General features: G+C 39.0%; 18 protein-coding genes. 11 read left to right on the forward strand and 7 right to left on the reverse strand.

From position 1 onward, the window contains the following. Nucleotides 1-440: 440 nt before the first annotated feature. Both A361_RS08495 and A361_RS08500 read right to left on the reverse strand, forming a co-directional pair. Nucleotides 441-761 (reverse strand): hypothetical protein, encoded by a 321-nt coding sequence (locus A361_RS08495; protein WP_009331043.1) that lies wholly within the window; start codon nt 759-761, stop codon nt 441-443. Nucleotides 762-938: 177 nt separating this feature from the next. Continuing rightward, on the reverse strand, nt 939-2,174 hold the full coding sequence (locus A361_RS08500) for an MFS transporter (protein WP_019381640.1): 1,236 nt from the start codon (nt 2,172-2,174) through the stop codon (nt 939-941). Between the two features lie 146 nt (nt 2,175-2,320). Between A361_RS08500 and A361_RS08505 the strand changes: the two genes are divergently transcribed. Then, entirely contained in the window at nt 2,321-3,313 is a 993-nt protein-coding gene (locus A361_RS08505; RefSeq protein WP_019381641.1) for a phosphotransferase enzyme family protein, read from the forward strand. Between the two features lie 35 nt (nt 3,314-3,348). Here the strand turns inward: A361_RS08505 and A361_RS08510 are convergent, their stop codons facing one another. Continuing rightward, nucleotides 3,349-4,851, reverse strand: a complete 1,503-nt coding sequence (locus A361_RS08510; protein WP_009331040.1) for a PAS domain-containing sensor histidine kinase — start codon at nt 4,849-4,851, stop codon at nt 3,349-3,351. Nucleotides 4,852-4,981: 130 nt separating this feature from the next. Here A361_RS08510 and A361_RS08515 point away from each other — a divergent pair, with 130 nt between their 5' ends. The 3 genes from A361_RS08515 to A361_RS08525 all read left to right on the forward strand — a co-directional run bounded on the left by A361_RS08515 (nt 4,982) and on the right by A361_RS08525 (nt 8,953). Further along, nucleotides 4,982-6,565 carry a bifunctional metallophosphatase/5'-nucleotidase gene (locus A361_RS08515; RefSeq protein ID WP_019381642.1) on the forward strand — a complete coding sequence of 528 codons (1,584 nt, stop codon included), beginning with the start codon at nt 4,982-4,984 and terminating at the stop codon, nt 6,563-6,565. A 102-nt stretch (nt 6,566-6,667) separates the two neighbouring features. After that, nucleotides 6,668-7,123 (forward strand): MarR family winged helix-turn-helix transcriptional regulator, encoded by a 456-nt coding sequence (locus tag A361_RS08520; RefSeq protein WP_009331038.1) that lies wholly within the window; start codon nt 6,668-6,670, stop codon nt 7,121-7,123. 135 nt (nt 7,124-7,258) lie between these two features. Further along, entirely contained in the window at nt 7,259-8,953 is a 1,695-nt protein-coding gene (locus A361_RS08525) for a M3 family oligoendopeptidase (RefSeq protein WP_009331037.1), read from the forward strand. Between the two features lie 51 nt (nt 8,954-9,004). On the opposite strand, the gene A361_RS08530 is transcribed toward A361_RS08525, so the two are convergent. Continuing rightward, nucleotides 9,005-11,149 carry an ATP-dependent Clp protease ATP-binding subunit gene (locus A361_RS08530; protein ID WP_019381643.1) on the reverse strand — a complete coding sequence of 715 codons (2,145 nt, stop codon included), beginning with the start codon at nt 11,147-11,149 and terminating at the stop codon, nt 9,005-9,007. 197 nt (nt 11,150-11,346) lie between these two features. On the opposite strand from A361_RS08530, the gene A361_RS08535 reads away from it, so the two are divergent. Then, a complete protein-coding gene (locus tag A361_RS08535; protein ID WP_019381644.1) occupies nt 11,347-12,405 on the forward strand; it encodes a GerAB/ArcD/ProY family transporter in 1,059 nt (352 codons plus the stop codon). A 49-nt stretch (nt 12,406-12,454) separates the two neighbouring features. Here the strand turns inward: A361_RS08535 and A361_RS08540 are convergent, their stop codons facing one another. After that, the gene (locus A361_RS08540) at nt 12,455-13,129 is read right to left on the reverse strand and encodes a hypothetical protein (RefSeq protein ID WP_236888010.1); all 675 of its coding nucleotides are present in this window, start codon (nt 13,127-13,129) and stop codon (nt 12,455-12,457) included. A gap of 207 nt (nt 13,130-13,336) precedes the next feature. Continuing rightward, on the reverse strand, nt 13,337-13,948 hold the full coding sequence (locus tag A361_RS08545) for a CPBP family intramembrane glutamic endopeptidase (protein WP_019381646.1): 612 nt from the start codon (nt 13,946-13,948) through the stop codon (nt 13,337-13,339). Between the two features lie 252 nt (nt 13,949-14,200). Between A361_RS08545 and A361_RS30820 the strand changes: the two genes are divergently transcribed. Continuing rightward, on the forward strand, nt 14,201-14,311 hold the full coding sequence (locus A361_RS30820; protein WP_019381647.1) for a DUF6254 family protein: 111 nt from the start codon (nt 14,201-14,203) through the stop codon (nt 14,309-14,311). A gap of 200 nt (nt 14,312-14,511) precedes the next feature. Here the strand turns inward: A361_RS30820 and A361_RS08550 are convergent, their stop codons facing one another. Further along, nucleotides 14,512-14,700, reverse strand: a complete 189-nt coding sequence (locus A361_RS08550; protein ID WP_009331029.1) for a YkvS family protein — start codon at nt 14,698-14,700, stop codon at nt 14,512-14,514. 275 nt (nt 14,701-14,975) lie between these two features. Here A361_RS08550 and A361_RS08555 point away from each other — a divergent pair, with 275 nt between their 5' ends. From A361_RS08555 to A361_RS08575, 5 genes are all read left to right on the forward strand, one after another. Beyond that, nucleotides 14,976-15,170, forward strand: a complete 195-nt coding sequence (locus tag A361_RS08555; RefSeq protein ID WP_009331028.1) for a hypothetical protein — start codon at nt 14,976-14,978, stop codon at nt 15,168-15,170. A 148-nt stretch (nt 15,171-15,318) separates the two neighbouring features. Beyond that, nucleotides 15,319-16,062: an SDR family oxidoreductase gene (locus A361_RS08560; RefSeq protein ID WP_009331027.1), complete on the forward strand. Its 744-nt coding sequence runs from the start codon at nt 15,319-15,321 to the stop codon at nt 16,060-16,062. A 673-nt stretch (nt 16,063-16,735) separates the two neighbouring features. Further along, nucleotides 16,736-17,674 carry an AAA family ATPase gene (locus tag A361_RS08565; RefSeq protein WP_019381649.1) on the forward strand — a complete coding sequence of 313 codons (939 nt, stop codon included), beginning with the start codon at nt 16,736-16,738 and terminating at the stop codon, nt 17,672-17,674. A gap of 1 nt (nt 17,675) precedes the next feature. Beyond that, entirely contained in the window at nt 17,676-18,872 is a 1,197-nt protein-coding gene (locus A361_RS08570) for a DUF58 domain-containing protein (protein WP_019381650.1), read from the forward strand. Further along, a complete protein-coding gene (locus A361_RS08575; RefSeq protein WP_019381651.1) occupies nt 18,869-19,768 on the forward strand; it encodes a hypothetical protein in 900 nt (299 codons plus the stop codon). The genes A361_RS08570 and A361_RS08575 overlap by 4 nt, the downstream gene beginning before the upstream one ends. Nucleotides 19,769-19,770: the final 2 nt, after the last annotated feature.

Consider the following 19,770-nt stretch of genomic DNA (forward strand, 5'->3'; position numbering starts at 1 on the left):
TAACCCCTATTTCATACAAAAACCGGCCGCATTTGGCCGGTTTGAAAAGGGGGGTAATGAAAAAGGTTTTATCTTTCGGTACATTTATATTATAGATAAGAAATATTAACAAACTGTTAACAACATATATCAAAACTATTAATCCTGCAGCATACATATCATTCTGTTTTTTTATTATAAATTACCGCGTTAAAGCTTTTAAGTAATAGTACTTTAGTATCTTAATTTTTTAGGCAGGATTTGTTAAACTAAATGTGGTCGGACTATTATAGTTGACCCCCTATAATCTGGAGAGCTTAGAGAAGTCTAGGCTCTTTTTTTGATCTGAATTAAGAATTCACTTTTTGGGATTTTGATTAAAAGTAGAAATTACCTATATGTATGTTATTTCACATTCGAGGGTAAAAAAAGAGTAACGCATAGGGGAATGGATTTTGAGGTTAGCTGATTTTCTCTTGTCTCTTTAAAAAATTGAACTGGGAGTCCTTTACATTGGCTTCAAGTTCTTTAGCATGTTCAAAAGCTTTATGGATGCATTCGTACAGAGATGAAGAATAAAGCGCCTTATTCCATATAAAACTTCCTTCTGAATTGGATGGATATAAGGTTACTTTCCAGAGGTAATATTCTTTTTCCTGTTCCTTAAGCTGTCCTTCCAGAGCAATTAGCCAATGGGTTTGCCCGGCCGGAAGGAATGTATCAGCTCCATTTGCAGGAATAAGGCATTTTTGATAAAAATCAAAGTAGTTTGGCAGATGCATAGTTATCCCTCCTAACATTTTACAGGGTATTTAGCTGCGCCAAAGAGAGCTAATATCTTACCTTTATTATATGGCAAAAAAGAAGAAGATTGCACACAATTATTAAAATTTTTAGAAAATTTTAATAAAAATAATCTATATCCTTTATAAAAAGGAGGGACGCCCCCTCCTCCTTACCTATTTATTCCATTCTGAAACAGTTTCATCCGGTGGGAGTAATAATGTCAGCAACCCCAGTACGGGAAGAAAACCGGTAATAATAATCATATTTACCAGACCAACAGTGTCCGCTATATAGCCCAGAGCGATTGAGCCTATTGCCCCCATACCAAAAGCCAGACCCACTGTAAGTCCCGCCATAGTGCCGATTTTGCCGGGAACTAATTCCTGAGCGTATACTACCGTCACCGAAAAGCTTGACATCAATATGAATCCGCTTGCCACCAGCATTATAAATGCAATAGGAGATGGAACGAAAGGGATCATGGCGGATAGCGGAACAGTCAGGATCATGGACAGAAAAATAATTCTTTTCTTTCCAAACCGATCTGCGAGCGGCCCGCCAAAAAATGTGCCCAATGCACCTGATACTAAAAATGCAAATAAGAAGAGCTGCGCCTGACTAATGGAGAAAGAGTATTTTTCTATCGCATAAAAGGCATAGAAATTTGTCATACCCGAAATATACCATGAACGGGCAAATATCAAAAAGAGAACCAGGATCAGTGCACTCCATATTTTTTTTGATATCCTTTTATTATTATGGCCACCAGCTTGTTTTTTTGCTCTGCCGGCAATCAATTCCTCCTGAAGGCGTCCAGTATACCAAAACGCTATATAAATCAGCAGCCCGACTGCAATAGCAGCAACTGCAGTAAACCAGGCAGCACCCATTTGACCTAGCGGAACAAGAATAAGGGCCGTAATGATAGGAGCAAGTGCCTGTCCAGTGTTTCCCCCTACCTGATAGATTGATTGGGCCAGACCTCTGCGCTGGCCAGCTGCCATATAAGCAACCCTAGATCCTTCCGGGTGGAATACAGCTGAACCGAGACCAATGAACAATACTGATATAATAATCCATTTATAATCCGGGGCAAAAGCCAATCCTAATATGCCAAATAAAGTTGAAGTCAGACCGATTGGCAAGGCGAAAGGGAACGGCTTTTTATCAGTGGCCATTCCAACAACCGGCTGCATGATTGAAGACACGATATTAAGTGAAAAGGCAATCATACCCAGCTGTGAGTATGAAAGCCCCATAGATTTTTCTAAAATGGGAAACATGGCTGGAATGACAGATTGAATAGAGTCATTTAATAGGTGGCAAAGGCCAATAATGAATAAGATCCGATAGGCCGTTTTTTGATGTGGCTCATATCTTGGACTGACTGAAGCAGCGGTAGTACTCATAGTATAGTCTCCTTTTTCACTGAACATTTCGTAAAACTAAATATAGTTTACCTTATTCATTAGCCTTTCAAAATAGTTATTTTGGAAATCTATTAAATATTATATAATTTACATTATTCAGATTAAATAAGAGGGCAGGGAAGCCAATGGAAAAAGCAGTTGATGCTTTAATGACGGACGATATTCTCACTAATTTCCTTAGAATCTATTCTTTAAATATAGGAAATTATAAAAAGCTGGGTGACTTTGAAAACTATGTTTATGAGGTTTATAAAGATGAAAAAGCATATATTTTGAGGATTACCCACTCATCTCACCGCATGCTTGAGGAGCTTTTATCAGAAGCAGACTGGATGAGTTATCTGATATCGAAGAGTTTAAAGGTTCCAGAAGTTTTTCCATCACAGAATGGGAATTTGGTTGAGCGGTTAACAGCTGGGGACGATTCTGCCTTTTACGCCTGCCTGTTTTCAAAAGCAGAGGGAAAACCAATAAGTGTTCGGGCACCGGAATTCAATAAGGAGTTATTTCATGCGTGGGGAAGTGCGGTAGGGAAAATGCATGCAGCCACTAAATCATATATGCCATCAGCTGGAATTGTACCGCGGATGCAATGGGATGACGAAGAATTGCTTAAAGTTGAGAAATATATACCTGAAGAGGATCAATTGGTCATTAAGCATACAGAAGATTTGTTGAATCTGCTTCAAAATTTGCCAAAACATATAAACAATTATGGCCTTATTCATACTGATCTCCATTCCGGAAACTTCTTTTATGATGGGAAAGATATACAAGTATTTGATTTCGATGACTGCTGCTATCATTGGTTTGCATCAGATATAGCCATACCGCTGTATTACTCACTTTTATATAAGTTTAAAGAGGCGGATCAAGCGGAAATGGAAATATTCGGCAAGCAATTCCTTGACTCCTTTTTGGATGGCTATCGGCTGGAAAATGAAATTCCCGAAGATTTGGGAAGGCAGCTGCCCTTATTTCTGAGACTGAGAGATATCACACTTTATTCTGTCCTGCATAAAAAAATCGCACCTGAGGAAAGGAATTCGCAGCTATTATTTATGATGGAGACGATCAAGAAAAGAATTGAAAGAAATGCTCCAATCTATGTGAGTTAAAAAAAGAAGGTGCCTCCGAGCGAGCACCTTCCTTCTTATGCGTCGTTTTTGATGGGCAGAAAAATATCTACATGCGTTCCTTTAGTTTCTTTGCTTGTAATAAAAATTTCACCGCCGAAAGAATGCAGAATGCGCCTGCAGACTACGAGGCCAAGGCCCGTGCCCGTTTCCTTTGAAGTGTAGAATGGATGGAAAATCTTTTCAATTTCATCTTCAGAGATGCCTGAACCTGTGTCCGCAATTTTAAGCTGACACTTAGAATGCATTTTATTTAGTTTAATTGTCAGCTTTCCTCCGCCCTCCATCGATTCAAAAGCGTTTTTCGTTAAATTCAGGATAACCTGTTTCATCTGGTCTTTCGTACATTCGACCATGACAGGTTCATCTGAAATAGCAGATTCAAAAGTGACATTGTGTAAATTGGCTTCGGAGAATATCAACGGTTCCAATTCCTTTATGATGTTTCTCAAATCCAGGGTTTCCATCTTTTGAGCTGCAGGTTTACCCAGAATTAAAAATTCACTTACAATTTCATTAATTCTGCTGATCTCATCATTTATAACTGAAAAGTAATACTGGTCATGTGTATTCGTATATTTTTCACTTAATAGCTGTATAAGACCTTTTATTCCTGTTAAAGGGTTCCTGATTTCATGGGCTGTGCTGGCAGCCAGAGTACCCACCAGTTCCAGTTTTTGGAGCTCATTTTCCTTTTTTTCCTCTTCATTCTGCTTTTTAAGCCTTAAATACTTAATAAAGAGAAATAGAATATGGCTTATAATCATTAATACAAGGATAGCCTTAAAAGCATCTTTGACAATTGCCAGCATATCTCTTGGCGGCAATTCTACTTTTACACTCCAGGGAAGCCTGTCAATTGGAATTGAGATGCTATTCTGGCTGGAAAATGATGAGTCACCATTCATGTTGATATCCATAATCGTTTCCCTTTCAGAATTAAGGACAGAAAGTCTTGCTTCTGGAGTAAGAAGTCTCATGATATTTTGTACGTAATCCACCCTCATATGTGCCACAATAATAGAGATTACATCTCCATTGTCATTGAACACGGGTTTTCCTATCCCAACGACTGTTTGCCCATTGGTTAGTGTTTCAGGGGAGTTAGAGATTACAATATCTTTCGTGCGCGAAACCTCTTTAAGATATTTCTTATTAGATAAATCGGAGTTCGCTAAGAATTGATTGGACCCTGTAAGAACCTTTCCGCTGGGATTAAGAAGGTAAATTCCGCCATATCGCGGATCCAGCTGATTGGCTTTTTGGAGCAGAGGCTCCAGTTTATCAGAGGGAGTGTCAGCACTTCCTGCAGTCAGTGATAACATATCAAGTGTGGTCACAGTTTCGGAAATAAACTGGTCCCAGCTTCTTTGGTGTATGGAGCCAATCCATTTTGCTTCTTCCAGCCTTTCCTCATCATTTTGTTTAACAGAGTCCATAAAGAAAAAGATGCTGCCGGCCAAAGTGGGAATAATTACTGCGATTAAATATAGTAGTAAATTTCGTTTTCGACTTTTCATCAGGTTAACTCCAGCATAATTAGGTTAATTTATTCATATCTAACTGACATTATCAATATTATACCATTTTGTGTTAAAAGAGGTTTATTTCTAACAAAGGAATGATATTTTATATGTAAGGAGGGGTTTGATGAAATCAGAAGTTTTTCTCACGGTTTTGGCTACAAGTGATGTCCATGGACATGTTTATCCATATTATTATGGAACTGGTGAGCATGCTGGTCATGGGCTGGGCAAGCTTGCAGCAATAATAAAGAAAGAAAAGGAACAATCTGAGATCTCAATACTTATTGATAACGGGGATCTGATCCAGGGAACTCCTCTAACTTATTATTATTCCAGATACTTAAATAACCAAAAAAATCCCATGATTCAAATATTAAATGAACTTGAATACGATGCAGCTGTAATCGGAAACCATGAATTCAACTATGGAAAGAACACACTTGCAAGAGCTGTCAGTGAATCCAATTTCCCATGGCTGTCAGCCAATATATTATTTAATTCAACAAAAGAAACGTATTTCGGGCTTCCCTATAAAATAAAATCCTTCCCAAATGGCTTGAAAGCAGCAGTTATAGGTGTTACAACCCAGTATATTCCCAATTGGGAGAAAAGGCAGCATATTGAACATCTTGTTTTTGAATCTGCGGTGATCAGCTTAAAAAGGTGGGTTTCATATATTCAGGAGGAAGAAAAGCCGGATGTGATTATTGTCTCTTATCATGGCGGCTTTGAAAAGGATATCAGAACTGGTGAAGAGACGGAAGAACAAACAGGAGAAAATGAAGCATACCGGATCTGTACAGAAGTTCCTGGAATCGATGTTCTGATTACCGGGCATCAGCACCGTTTTATTGAAGGAGAACAAGTAAATGGTGTGGCTGTTGTTCAGCCGGGATTTAATGGTCAAGCGCTTGCAAAGGTCACCGTTAAATTCAGAAAGAAACATAATGATTGGCTGATTGATGATAAACACTCTGCGTTAATCTATCCCGACGGAATACCGTCTGATAATGAGGTTCTGCAGCTGGCTGGGTATTATGAATCCAAAACCCAGAAATGGCTGGATACGGAGATCGGTGAAATTGATGGTGATATGCTGATTGATGATATATTTGAGGCACGTACAGGGGAGCATCCGCTGATTGAATTCATTAATAAAGTGCAGATGGAAGCCTCAGGTGCTGATATTTCCTGCACTGCCTTATTTCATGAGGGGGCACCAGGATTCAAGTCTAAAGTAACGATGAGAGAAATTGTTTCTAACTATATTTATCCAAATTCATTATGTGTCCTCAGAGTTGCAGGAAAGGACATTAAAGATGCTTTGGAGCGGTCTGCAGCTTATTTTGAATTGAACAGTGACGGAAAAATTATAGTGAATCCTGATTTTTCAAATCCAAAGCCACAGCATTATAATTACGATATGTGGGAAGGTATTGAGTATAAAATAGATGTTTCACGACAAAAGGGCAGCCGGATTACAAAGGTTTTGTATAAAGGGCATCCAATCAGGGAAGATGACGAGTATCATGTAGTAATGAACAATTACCGCGCTGCAGGCGGGGGAGGCTACAACATGTTCAAGGATAAGCCAGTGGTGAAAGAGATTTTAACCGATATGACCGAATTGATTGCAGACTATTTTTTGGAAAAGAAAAAGGTAATTCCAACTCTTAATCACAATTGGGAGGTTGTTTCGGGCAAATGATCCGGATGTGTTAAATTGACAGCTTTCTTCCTGTTTTCTATAATGATTGAGAATTGAATTTATGTATACGCTACTAATTAAAAGGAAAAGGGATTGGATAAAATGGGGTCTGAACAAATTGACCAATCGTTGAAATTGTTTATTGTCCTGTCCAGGGCATATAGGGCAATAAATGAAAATGTAAATAAACTAATACAAACATATGGAGTGAATCCAACTGAATTTGCTGTTCTGGAACTGCTATACCATAAGGGTGACCAGCCTTTGCAGCAAATCGGCGGGAAAATACTATTGGCCAGCGGAAGCATCACTTATGTAGTGGACAAGCTTGAGCAGAAAGGCTTGTTGAAAAGGGTCGCATGCCCTAATGACAGAAGAGTTACCTTTGCGCAAATAACAGATAAGGGAAAAGACTTTATCGAAAACATATTCCCTGACCATGAAAAGCATATCCATTCTTTAATGTCCGAGCTTACTCCAGAAGAAAAAGGAACAGCCATTGAGTTATTAAAGAAGCTTGGACTATCTATCTCCAATGATAAAAATAGCTTACAATAACTAAAACAGCCTTGACCGGCTGTTTTTTATTTTGTGCTTTATAGATATGTTCAGGGGAGGAATTAACCAAATATTGTCGAAATAGTTTAGTGGTTTAATTAAAATCGATTTACATATACACGAGGGGGCAATAATGTGAGATTTGAAGACTATACATACGTTCGTCCGGATCTTGATACAGTACAGGGGAAATTCGAAGCAGCGCTTGAGAAATTTGAAAACGCAGCTTCTGCAGACCAGCAAAATCAAGCTATGAAAGAAATTAATGATATTCGCAATGATGTCGGCACTATGTTCAACCTTTGTTATATCCGTCATTCAGTCGATACGAATGATGAATTTTACAAAGCAGAGCAGGATTATATGGATGAGATTCAGCCTGAAGTAGAAGGGTTTGTTACAAAGTATTATCAGGCTTTGGTTAATTCCAGGTTCAGGGCAGAGCTCGAAGAAAAATGGGGGAATCAGCTTTTTGCACTTGCGGAAGCCCAATTGAAGGTGTTCTCGCCAGAGATTGTTCCGCTTTTGCAAAAAGAAAATAAGCTCTCATCAGAGTATACTAAGTTAATTGCTTCAGCCAAAATTCATTTTGAAGGTGAAGAACGCACTCTTGCCCAATTGGAGCCATTTACTGAATCTACAGATCGGGAAATGCGCAAAAAAGCAAGCGAGGCACGCTTTGGTTTCCTGGCAGATAATGAGAAAGAGCTGGACCGTATTTATGATGAGCTTGTCAAGGTTAGAACAGAGATTGCCCATAAACTTGGATATTCGAATTTTGTTGAACTGGCTTATTTCCGTATGTATCGAACTGATTATAACGCCGAAATGGTTGCAAATTTCCGCAAGCAGGTGAAGGATTTCATCGTCCCAATCGCCACAAGGCTAAAGGAACGGCAAAGAGAGAGGATTGGCGTTGACAAGCTGAAATTTTACGATGAAGGATTTGAATTTAAAACAGGAAATGCTGTACCCAAAGGCAATCCTGAATGGATTATTGAAAACGGACAAAAAATGTATGATGAGCTTTCCAGAGAAACCAGTGAATTTTTCTCTTATATGAGAGAAAATAATCTTATGGACCTGGTGGCCAAAAAGGGAAAAGCAGGGGGCGGCTATTGCACTTATATTGAGAACTATAAATCCCCATTCATTTTCTCAAACTTCAATGGGACGTCAGGAGATATTGATGTTCTTACTCATGAAGCAGGCCATGCATTCCAGGTGTATTCAAGCAGTCATTATGAGATACCTGAATATAACTGGCCAACTTATGAAGCTGCAGAAATTCATTCCATGAGTATGGAATTTTTCACATGGCCATGGATGGAGGGCTTCTTTAAAGATGATACTGAGAAATACAAGTTTTCCCATTTGAGTGGAGGACTGCTATTCTTGCCTTATGGCGTATCAGTTGATGAATTCCAGCATTGGGTATATGAAAACCCGGATGCATCACCTCAGGAAAGAAAACAGGCTTGGAGAGAAATTGAGAAGAAATACTTGCCGCATAAAGATTATGATGGCAATGAGTATTTGGAGAACGGCGGATTCTGGCAGCGGCAGGGCCATATCTACAATTCACCTTTCTATTATATCGATTATACATTGGCACAGATCTGTGCATTCCAATTCTGGAAACGGTCCCGGGAGAATCAGGAAGCAGCATGGAAAGATTATTTGAAACTGTGCCAGCTTGGCGGCAGCAAACCTTTTACCGGACTGGTAAAAGAAGCTGGGTTGATTTCTCCTTTTGAAGAGGGATGTGTCGAGTCAGTTATCGGGGAAATTGAGAATTGGCTGAATTCAGTGGATGATAAAAGTTTATAAACAAATAAAAAAGAGCCGGAAGTTATTTAATTCCGGCTCTTTTCGTTCTTTTTAGCGGATGGGTTTAATAACAATTGCTTCGTCTTCGAGATTGGCCTGTAATTGGCTATTTCCGCCATGATCAATGATGAAATCAGCAATCTTGTCTTCAAGTTCATCCTGGATGATCCTTCTTAATGGCCGTGCGCCAAAAGCAGGATGATATCCTTCTGCTGCTAATTTCTCCTTGGCTTCCTGGGTAACAGTCAATTCTATATCCTGCTCATTTAATGTTTCCTGAAGGTCATTGAGCATTAAGTCGACAATTTTCAATAAATGCTCTTTTTCCAAAGCTTTAAATTCAATAATGCTATCAAAACGGTTCAGGAATTCAGGCTTAAAGAAGCTGCCGAGTGATTCAAGAATGTTTGACTCCATGACGGCGTCAGCTGTGCCAAATCCAACATGGATTTCCTTTTGCCCAGCTCCTGCATTGCTGGTCATGATAATGACTGTATCTTTAAAGCTGACAGTGCGGCCTTGGCTATCTGTCAGGCGTCCATCCTCCAGAATTTGAAGGAACATGTGCTGTACATCCGGATGTGCTTTTTCTATCTCATCAAGCAGAATGATGCTGTACGGGTTTCTGCGCACCTTCTCAGTAAGCTGTCCGGCTTCTTCATGACCCACATATCCTGGAGGGGAACCGATAATTTTTGATACGCTGTGTTTTTCCATATATTCACTCATATCAAGCCTTATCATGCTTTCTTTTGAGCCGAATAGCTCTTGGGCAAGTGTTTTGGTTAACTCAGTCTTTCCGACCCCTGTTGGCCCGACAAATAGAAATGATCCAATTGGGCGGTCCTTTGATTTAAGTCCTGCACGGCTTCGGCGAATTGCCTTTGCAACTTTTTGCACGGCTTCCGCCTGTCCGATTACTTTTTCAGCAAGGCTTTCCTCAAGGTTCTGCATTTTTTCCTGTTCATCTTCTGCTAATTTGCCGACAGGAATCCCGGTTTTCTTTTCGATAATCTCCTGAATATGGCTAACGTCAATAACTGGCCGTTCTGCCTTGTTGTCCCCGTTTAGTGCCTGCTGGAGTTTTAGTTCCTTTTCACGGAGTTTTACAGCCTCTTCATATTTTTCTTCATTTAATACAAGTTCTTTCTGCCTGCTGATTTCTTTCAGCTGATTTTCAATATCATCTGCAGGTATATATCCTGATTGAAGATTCATTTTAGAACCTGCTTCATCCATTAAATCAATGGCTTTGTCAGGCAGGAACCGATCCTGAATATAGCGGCTTGACAGCTGCACACATGCCTTGATGGCATCTTCTGTAAAAGAAACATCATGATAGTCTTCATATTTTTGTTTCAGTCCAAACAGGATATTAATTGCCTCATCAGGTGTCGGCTCATCTACATGTACAGGCTGGAATCTGCGTTCTAGTGCAGGATCTTTTTCAATTTGGCGGTATTCTTTCAAAGTGGTTGCTCCGACCACTTGAAGCTCTCCTCTTGCAAGGGCTGGCTTCAGAATATTGCCTGCATCCATTGACCCCTCAGCTGATCCTGCTCCGACAAGAAGATGAATTTCATCTATAAAGAGAATAATGTTCTTCCGTGACTGAAGCTCAGAGATCAGCTGCTTCATGCGTTCCTCGAATTGGCCGCGGATGCCTGTGTTTGCAACCAGAGACGCCACATCAAGCAAATAGACTTCTTTATTTTGAAGTTTCTTTGGTGCATTTCCCTCGGCAATCTTAATGGCTAGCCCTTCGGCAATAGCTGTTTTTCCTACTCCTGGTTCACCGATTAAGACCGGATTATTTTTGCTTCTTCTATTTAATATTTCAATCACACGATATACTTCATCGTCCCGTCCGATGACTGGGTCGATTAAACCAGCTTTGGCAAGCTGTGTAAGATTTTGTCCGAATTGATCTATAAAACCGCCGTTGCCATGACTGTATCCCGGTGCTTCGTTTAGAGCATAGTTTTCATTCCCTTGGGATGCAGCCATTTTCTTGAAGAAATCCTCTAATGGCATTTGGCCAAAACCTGAAAAACCGCTCAAAGCAGGCCCAAAGGAAGTAAGGCTATTTTGCTTTTCATAACAGTTATGGCATAGGTGTAGATTACGCTCATTTCCATTCACATTCAGTCTTAATTGTACATTTGCTTGTTTTGTTTGACATTTTTGACAAAGCATTTTGCATCCCTCCATTAATAGTTTGGTCTGACTTTGACTATATTTGACCTAATATCCACATTATAATTTGACCTTCTTTGACTTTCAAGTGATTTGTATTGTTATTTTTAACCAAAACTGAAGTTTAGCCATAATGCAAAAAAGCTCGTCTTTGTTTGTACTAGCCTACATATATTGGAAAGGAAGGAGGAGATTAAGTGAAGACAAATTGGGGGGCAGCTTTCCAGATCGCTGCCGTTTATGTGGGAACCGTGGTGGGAGCGGGCTTTGCCACTGGCAGAGAGATTGTGGAGTTTTTTTCCCGATTTGGTTTTATCGGATTAATTGGGATTATAATGAGCGGCTATATCTTTATTTTTCTCGGTTCCAAATTAATGAGAATCTCTGCACGAATAAAGGCTGCATCATATCAGGAATTGAATGAATATTTATTTGGAAGATTTTTTGGTTCTGCCATTAATATATTGATGCTGTTTATGCTGCTGGGCGTTTGCGCCGTCATGCTGTCGGGAGCTGGTGCAGTGTTTGAAGAACAGATCGGCATCAGCAAAACTGCAGGGTTGCTCATAACGATAGGGTTAACGATTATCACAATGATAGTGGGCATTCGCGGATTATTCGCTGTGAATACGTTTGTTGTTCCAATGATGATTGCATTTAGCTTTATTTTATTGTTCATAAGCATGAAGCTTCCTAGTTTTGCAGATCAGGTTCTATTTATCCCATATGCTGAAGATGGATGGAAAGCAGTTGTGGCTCCGTTTTCATATACGGCTCTGAATTTGACATTAGCACAAGCAGTCTTAGTGCCTGTGGCTTCAGAAATAAATGATGATCGGACAATAAAGTGGGGTGGATACCTTGGTGGAGCCGCACTGACTCTTATCCTGCTTTCCAGCCATTTGACACTGATGATGCTCCCAAATCAGCAGGCTTATGATATCCCAATGGCCGCAATTGTGAAGACATTGGCATCATCTTTCTATTGGATATTTGTTTTTGTCATCTATGGTGAAATTTTCACTTCTGTTATTGGGAATGTGTTTGGGATCGAGAGGCAGGTAAAAAAATATATTTCCGTGCCGAGTATTATAATTGTGGGCTTTATCTTTATAGTTTGTTACTTTATCAGTTTGATCAATTACGGAACCTTGCTTTCCTATTTATATCCGGTTTTCGGATATGTAAGTTTGACATTTATTATTCTTCTGTGGATGAAACCATTTGATAATGGAAGTAAAGGCAAGAAAGCTTAAAAAAGCTAAATAAAGAGATCCGTATTGCACGGATCTCTTATTCACTCCATTATTTTTGCGGCTCCTCTTTCATAATGGTTTTCGCCATCTGAAGGAAAGCCTCTTCATGATCAGCTTCTTCCTTATTGAATAGGGTAAGCTTCAGTGAAAGATCTTCGTTTTTCACTAGATAGGCTGAAACCTTCTCGCCGTTTCCTTCAGCCTTCATAACATTAGCATCTTTGTAAAAATCATCTGAAGGAGCATCAGCTGTCTGCACATTTTCGCTAACAGCTCCTAATTGTGCTTTTGTGTTTTCTTCGATCATGTTCCAATCTGCATCATTCGGAAGAAGTTCAATACGCATGAATACCTGATCATTTTCTGAAAGGTATAAAACATCCTTATTAGGCTCCTCGGCAGTTAGTTCATAGGCGGGCAGAACGTACATAGAATAATTCTGATTATCACTATGTTTCAGGAAGGCAGTCTCTTCCTTGGCTTCACCCTCAACCGTATAAGTCATGTTCTGTTCAAGGATTCTGATTACGCTCTGTCCTTCATCCACAGTGCCCTCTTCTGCTGGATCCTGTTCTTCAGTTTGCTCTTGTCCATCCTGTCCATCTGAAGCTGTTTCTTCTTCATTTTGCCCAGGATCTGATCCATTGCCGGAATCATTCTGAGACGTGCCGCAGCCTGCCAGGATAACAGCAAATAAACCCAGAATTAACATAAATTTCGCCATGAATTTCATTAATGTTCCATCCTCCCGTTGTTACTTCTAGCGCTTTTGCATAATTAGACGTAAGTGGAATAAAAGAGTTACATATAAATTCCTATTAATTAGTACATTACCATTTATGTAAAACATCGACAAGACTCAACAAAAACTTTAAAAAAAGACAATCCATTAAGGATTGTCTAATCAACATTGAATCTGCACGTGGCCATTTTAATAAAAAGGGAGCAGGACAAACATCAATAAATCAAAAATCAGGTGGGAAACGATTACTAGCGGAATGCTTCTTTTCCATGCGTAAAGCCATCCCCAGAAGAGGCCTGCGATTAACGCTGCAAAGGCCAGCATCCAGTATCCTGAATAAAAATGAACTGAAGAATAGAGGAGAGACGATAGGATGATGGATAACTTAACAGTCGTAAGTTTCATCAATCTCTTTTGAACGAACCCTCTCCAAAAGACTTCTTCTCCTGGAACAATGATTAAAATCAGCACAATATAGTGCCAGATAAAGGAAGGCGAAAAACGGCCATATAGTTTTTCAACCTGATTAACAAGGGGAAGATTGAGTATTTCAAATAAACTGTAGCCGGCCCAAAAAAGACCGTACAATAGAAAACCTGAAAGGGCCCCATAGGTAATAAATATCCCAAATGAGGCCTTGTCTTCCACTTCCTCCATTATGATGGAATAACTGATTAGAAGCAGTAAAGAGGCAGAAAAGATATACCAAAAAATTGATTTATCCTGAAATGTAAAATACATAAGCAGATGAGCGAGTAATATCCCGCCAATAAAGCGGAGATCTGCGGCAACACTCTTCAATTTTTAATCTCCTTTCAATAAGAAAAGCGGAAGCGCCCTGCCCACCCCCAACAAGCTTATGAACTCGAGGGAGCAGGCGCTGCAGCTGGACAGTTCTCAAAGCAAAAAAACTTTCTTATCTATTAAAAATAACCAAACACTATTCTAACAAAAAACAATCCTAAAAAGTAAGGAAAAGATTTCTTTGGAAACGATAAGATAAAATAATGCAGAAATGCTAATCATAAACCCATGAGAAGGGAGGTATGTATAATGACGAAATCAAAAAGAGAAAAAGAGCGTGCCTGGACGGTAAGAAAGCAGGATCAGCATCCTCATGGCAAAGTGAAATCCTTAAAAGAACTGTCAGGGGAAAAGGAATAATATCTTGGCCTCCTATTCAGGAGGCCGCGTATGTGCAGAATTCCAAGGCTGCGCCTGTTTAATTTGCAAACTAAAAAGAGGACGGTGGAGCAAAAAGCATCAAAAGGCTTGAATGGCAAAGATAAAATAAAAAAATAAAAAAAAGCAGCAAGAGAGCTGCTTTTTTTAGACTCCGAAAGAATACGCTTTCATTTTTTCTTTTATACTGCTGATTCTCTTACTACCTTGTAATTTTTATGATTGACAACTGTTCTTTGATCTAATTCCAAATCACGGTAGTTATCCATATACGTTAAATCAACAATAACAGAATTCTCATTTACTTTTTCTACAATTCCCTGTAATCCGTCACGAAACTCAATAATATTGCCAACCTCTGCTTTCTTCAAAAAGCATCTCTCCTTTTGTCCATTTCTTTCGCTGGTAATAACAGTTTGCACTATATTATGAAATGCGTAAAGAATTTTGCAATTCCACTGATGCTTAGGTAATTTATTACAGCATTAGGTTGGTAATATTATACCAGATAAAAAAAATTTGTACATTCAAATTATTTAATATTCAGAAAAAATGATTGGTATGCAAATATAATATTAGATACTTCAAAATTGACAGCACTTTATTTATGATAAGGAAAGAATAGAAATAAAAGGAGTTCTGAGTAATGAATCATGAACAAATCCAGGAAGTGCTCGATCAATTAAAAAATGGAATCATTTCTGAATATCATGTGTCAAAAGATGACTTTCTTCCATTTCGGAGTGTCATAGTGAACAGGGAGGATTTTAAACACTTCCGCGGAGTTGCCCAAAGAGGCGGACACGTTATATATCAATATTTAGATTCGCCCCGGAGCTAAAAAAGGAATGACACTGAAATATAAAGCATAGGAAAGACACCTGAGTGTCTCAGGTGTCTTTCCTGCAAGCCTTTATGAAAAATTGAATAGAAAGATAAGCAAGCAGGGTATAAAAGCAATATTGCAAGTTTGAAGGGAATGAAAAGGTATGAGCAAATTTAAAGGAAAAACAGTCATCGTTACCGGAGGAGCCAGCGGAATTGGCAAGGGAATTGCCGAGACGTTCGCAGCGAACGGGGCCAATGTAGTCATCGCAGACTTAGATGAGATGAAGGGGAAAAATTTAGAAGAAAGCTTGAACAAAAATGGACTTATAAGCATGTTTATCAGAACAGATGTTAAGAATGAAGCAGAAATCAAGGGACTTATAACAAAGGTTTATGATTCATTTGGAGCAATTGATGTTCTAATAAATAACGCTGGCATCTCAAAGTTTCATTCATTTTTTGAGCTGACTGTGGAATTGTGGGATGAAGTGATCAATACGAACCTTCGAAGTGTCTTCCTGTGCAGCAGGGAAGCTGCCAAATTGATGAAACAAGGATCCTGTATTATTAATCTCTCATCTACGAGAGCTGTAATGTCTGAAAGCAATACAGAAGCATATTCAGCATCAAAAGGAGGAATTATGGCGATCACCCATGCTTTGGCCAGCACGCTCGCTGAAAAAGGGATCAGAGTTAATTGTATAAGTCCCGGCTGGATTGAAACAGGAGATTATGAAAGTCTCAGGAAGATTGATCATAAACAGCATTTTGCCAACAGGGTTGGAAAACCCGGGGACATTGCAAGGACCTGCCTATTTTTAGCCGATCCAGAAAATGATTTTATAACAGGAGAAAACATAACGGTAGATGGAGGCATGACAAGGAAAATGATTTATGAACCATAATAACTGTCTATTTTCTTAATAATACGATATTCAGCACAAAAACTGCACCAATGAAAATAAGGCATAGCAGGATGTTAATCATTATTCTCGCCTCCTGTCTTAAAGACATTGTAAAATAGCCTCGTTAAATCGCGGTGAGTTCTTTGTAAATTTACTGTGAAAAATGATAAATAAGTTATAAACACGAACAGGCTCATATCCTTTAAATGCTTTAGAACAATTAGAGCGAGTGATTCTAGTGGGAATTACTATGATTATGATTTCATCCGTTTAATTTGCGGTGGGAATTTTGCTTGGGTATTGTATGTCAAGTACTCATTCATACCTATTAACGCCTGTCCATGTCCATATAGGTTTACTTGTGGCATTTCTGGCTTTATTATATAGAGCTTCCAATCATCCTTGGTCCTGGTAACGGAGATTAATGCCTTTCTTCCTGGTACTGCTATTGGAGCCGCTATTACTGCTGCCGGAATTTTAATTTTCGTATGAACAAACTGAAAACTTTATAAGCTGATTAGTCAGGAATTAGCGTATTGGATTTATTATTCATGCGTTTTTCTTTTTGTCAGGCGAACTATCAGATAATTGTAAATAATAATATTTTTTAGTAAAATTATACCAGTCAATCTAAAACGCAGAGAGCAGCATGGAAGTGAACAGGAGGGCAAAAATGAAATATATGGACAAGCTTAAAACAGAAATTGGGAAAGTAATATCAGGGAAAGACCTGGAAATTGAATTGATGGCCATTTCCTTAATATTCAATGGCCATATCTTATTGGAAAGTGTGCCTGGAACTGGAAAAACAATGCTTGCCAAAGCATTTGCCCGCACTATTAATGGGGATTTCTCACGCATTCAATTTACACCGGATGTTTTGCCGAGTGATGTCACGGGCATACGTTTCTTCAATCCGAAAAATCAGGAATTTGAATTTCATCCTGGGCCAATTATCTCGAATGTTGTACTTGCTGATGAAATTAATCGTGCAGCACCAAGAACGCAGTCAAGTCTTCTCGAAGTTATGGAGGAGCGCCAGGTCACCATTGATGGACACACAATTAGACTTGACCCACCTTTTATGGTTATAGCTACACAGAATCCGGCTGAATCTCAGCAGGGGACATTTTCGCTACCTGTTGCTCAGCTTGACCGTTTTTTTATGAAACTTAAAATGGATTATCCTAGCAGGGAAGAGGAAAAGGCGATGCTTCAAATGTATCGAAGCGGTGCCGCTCCTTCGGAAGTCAATGCCATTTTCATCTTAGATCAAATCATTAATTTAAAGAAGGATGCCGGCAAAATTATTCTAGATGAGCCTGTTGAAGCTTATTTGCTGGATATTGTAAGGAAGACACGTGAACATGCGGATATTGAATTGGGGGTAAGTCCCAGAGGAATGCTTGCCTTAATGAAAGCTTCCCAAGGCAAAGCGCTTATGGAGGGAAGAAACTATGTGATACCTAATGATATTAAAGAAATGGTTCCATTTGTGCTTGGTCATAGGATTTTCCTTTCCACTGAAGCTTCTATGACAAAAAGCCCTGAGTCGGTTCTGAAAGAAGTGCTGGAATCTGTGCCAGTTCCTGTAGAGTCAGGTGCTCTCTAGTATGGAGTGGAAAAAGTATCATGCTGAAGACGGGTATTTGTCCCTTTCAAGTGTATTCTCCGTATTTTTATTAATAGCAAGCTTTTATTTAAAATCATGGGAAGTATTTCTGGCATCAATCCTTTTTCTGCTTATAATATCTGCCAATACATATTATATGAAGCACCTGGGGGAAAAGCTGAGTCTGCAAAACACGAAGGTCAGATACAAATTGTTTGCCGGACAAGAAGCAAAATGGATTTTGGAATTTGAAAATAAAGGGCTTCCCATTTTAAAGGGAGAATTAAGGATTTTATTTGACGATTGTATTTGTCCGGTGGATCAAAATCTGGAGCCCAGGCTGGGGAATTTTGAGCTTTCTATCCCTTTTTCATTAAATCATAATGAAAGAAAAATAATAACAATCCCCATTTCTGCAAGGAAAAGGGGAGTTTCAAAAATAAGAAAATTGGAGTTATATATTCCTAACTTTATAGGTTTTGGAGAAACCATTCTTGAATATCGTGCTCAACTGCTGCAGGATGCATTGGTCTATCCAAGTCGTCTGCCAGTTAAAAATATCCTGTCACTCTTTACAGACCGCCCAGGCACTTTTCTTTCCGCCTATTCACTTTTTGAGGATCATTTTTCGCCAGCCGGAACAAGGCAGTATGTTTCATCTGATAGTTTTAATCGGATCAATTGGAAGGCAAGTGCGAGGAAACAGAGTTTGCAAACAAAGGTCTTTGAAAAAGCTGCGGAAACAGGCTGGAATATTTCGCTTAATGTTTCAGCTGGACATTCAATATCTGCACAACTGGAAGAACGCATCAGCAGCGCAGCAGAAATTGCCTATATTTGTGTTAAGGAAAATATCCCTTTTTCCATGTGTATAAATATCCGGACTGCTGGCAGCACTCCCTTTTATTTTATATCTGCTGCATCTGGGAAAGATCATCTGCAAAAGGTGCTTGAAATGCTGGCTGTTGTAGATAATCATTCTTCTATTTACCCTTATGAAAAAATGCTTTCCTTTTATGAAAGACATTTGACTAGTCAGCCTTATTTCCTTCATGCAGGAGAATTGAATCCAGCGGCTTCCAGCGCAATAACTAATATCAGCCGAAAAGGAGCATTTTTATTTGAACTGCAACTGCTTAATGAAGAAGCCGAATTGAGGCCGCTTCAAGTGAAAGCGAAGGAAGTGGCAATACAATGAAAAAAATGTTTGAAGTGAGTTTTCTTCTTGGCATTGAAATCATTTTTGGAGCACTAGTGTTATTCCCTTTTTATATGGCTAATGAAGCGGCTGTTCCTCTCACTGAATATTTTGTGCTTGTTTTTCCTGCAGGAATGGCCTTTATAATTCTGCTCATCAGATTTAGAGAAAAAGGGAAGGTTCTTTTTTTTCTTTTAGAGCTTCCTTTATTATATGTAATTGGAAATTTTCTCTCTTTTTCCTGGTTTTTTATAGTACTGATGAGTTTTTTGGTTTTTTGGAGAACTTATGTTCATTTCAATGAACATAATAACCGGCCTGAGGGCTGGTGGATTCTGCTTACGGTTTTCTTCGGAACTTTCCTGGTTATCTTTTCGGCCATAAAGGACGGTGCTTATACTGGAGAAATTGTGGGATTAATGATATTTGAACTGTTTTTTATCATCTCTGGAGGGTTTATAAAACGTATAATTGAATCGGATGCAAATGCGAAAGAAAAGAAAAGGTTTTTAATTTATTTCTTGTCACTGACTGCTTCAATTCTTGCAGTTGGCATGGTAGTTTCCTTCGGTATGGGAACTGTCAAGTTCCTTTTCTTTGGTATCCTAAAATTAATTGCTTCTGCAGCTGCCATCATTGCTTCACCGCTGTTTAATTGGGCAGAGAAACAGGATTGGGCAGTGCATATGAAGTTCTTATCTGAGAATGAAAGCCGTGATAACGATGTACTCTTCAAGGAACCTGCTGATTTGGGGGAAAGCGGGCAATACATAGATCCTGCTGCCTTAATATCTATCCTGTTTATTATAGTTATCATTTTTCTGTTCATTTATATTTATAAAAAAACTATAAAGGTAAGATTCGTGAAAAAATGGAGCTGTATTTGCCTCTTATAGTC

It is taken from the genome of Cytobacillus oceanisediminis 2691 (assembly GCF_000294775.2).
Classification (GTDB): domain Bacteria; phylum Bacillota; class Bacilli; order Bacillales; family Cytobacillaceae; genus Cytobacillus; species Cytobacillus pseudoceanisediminis.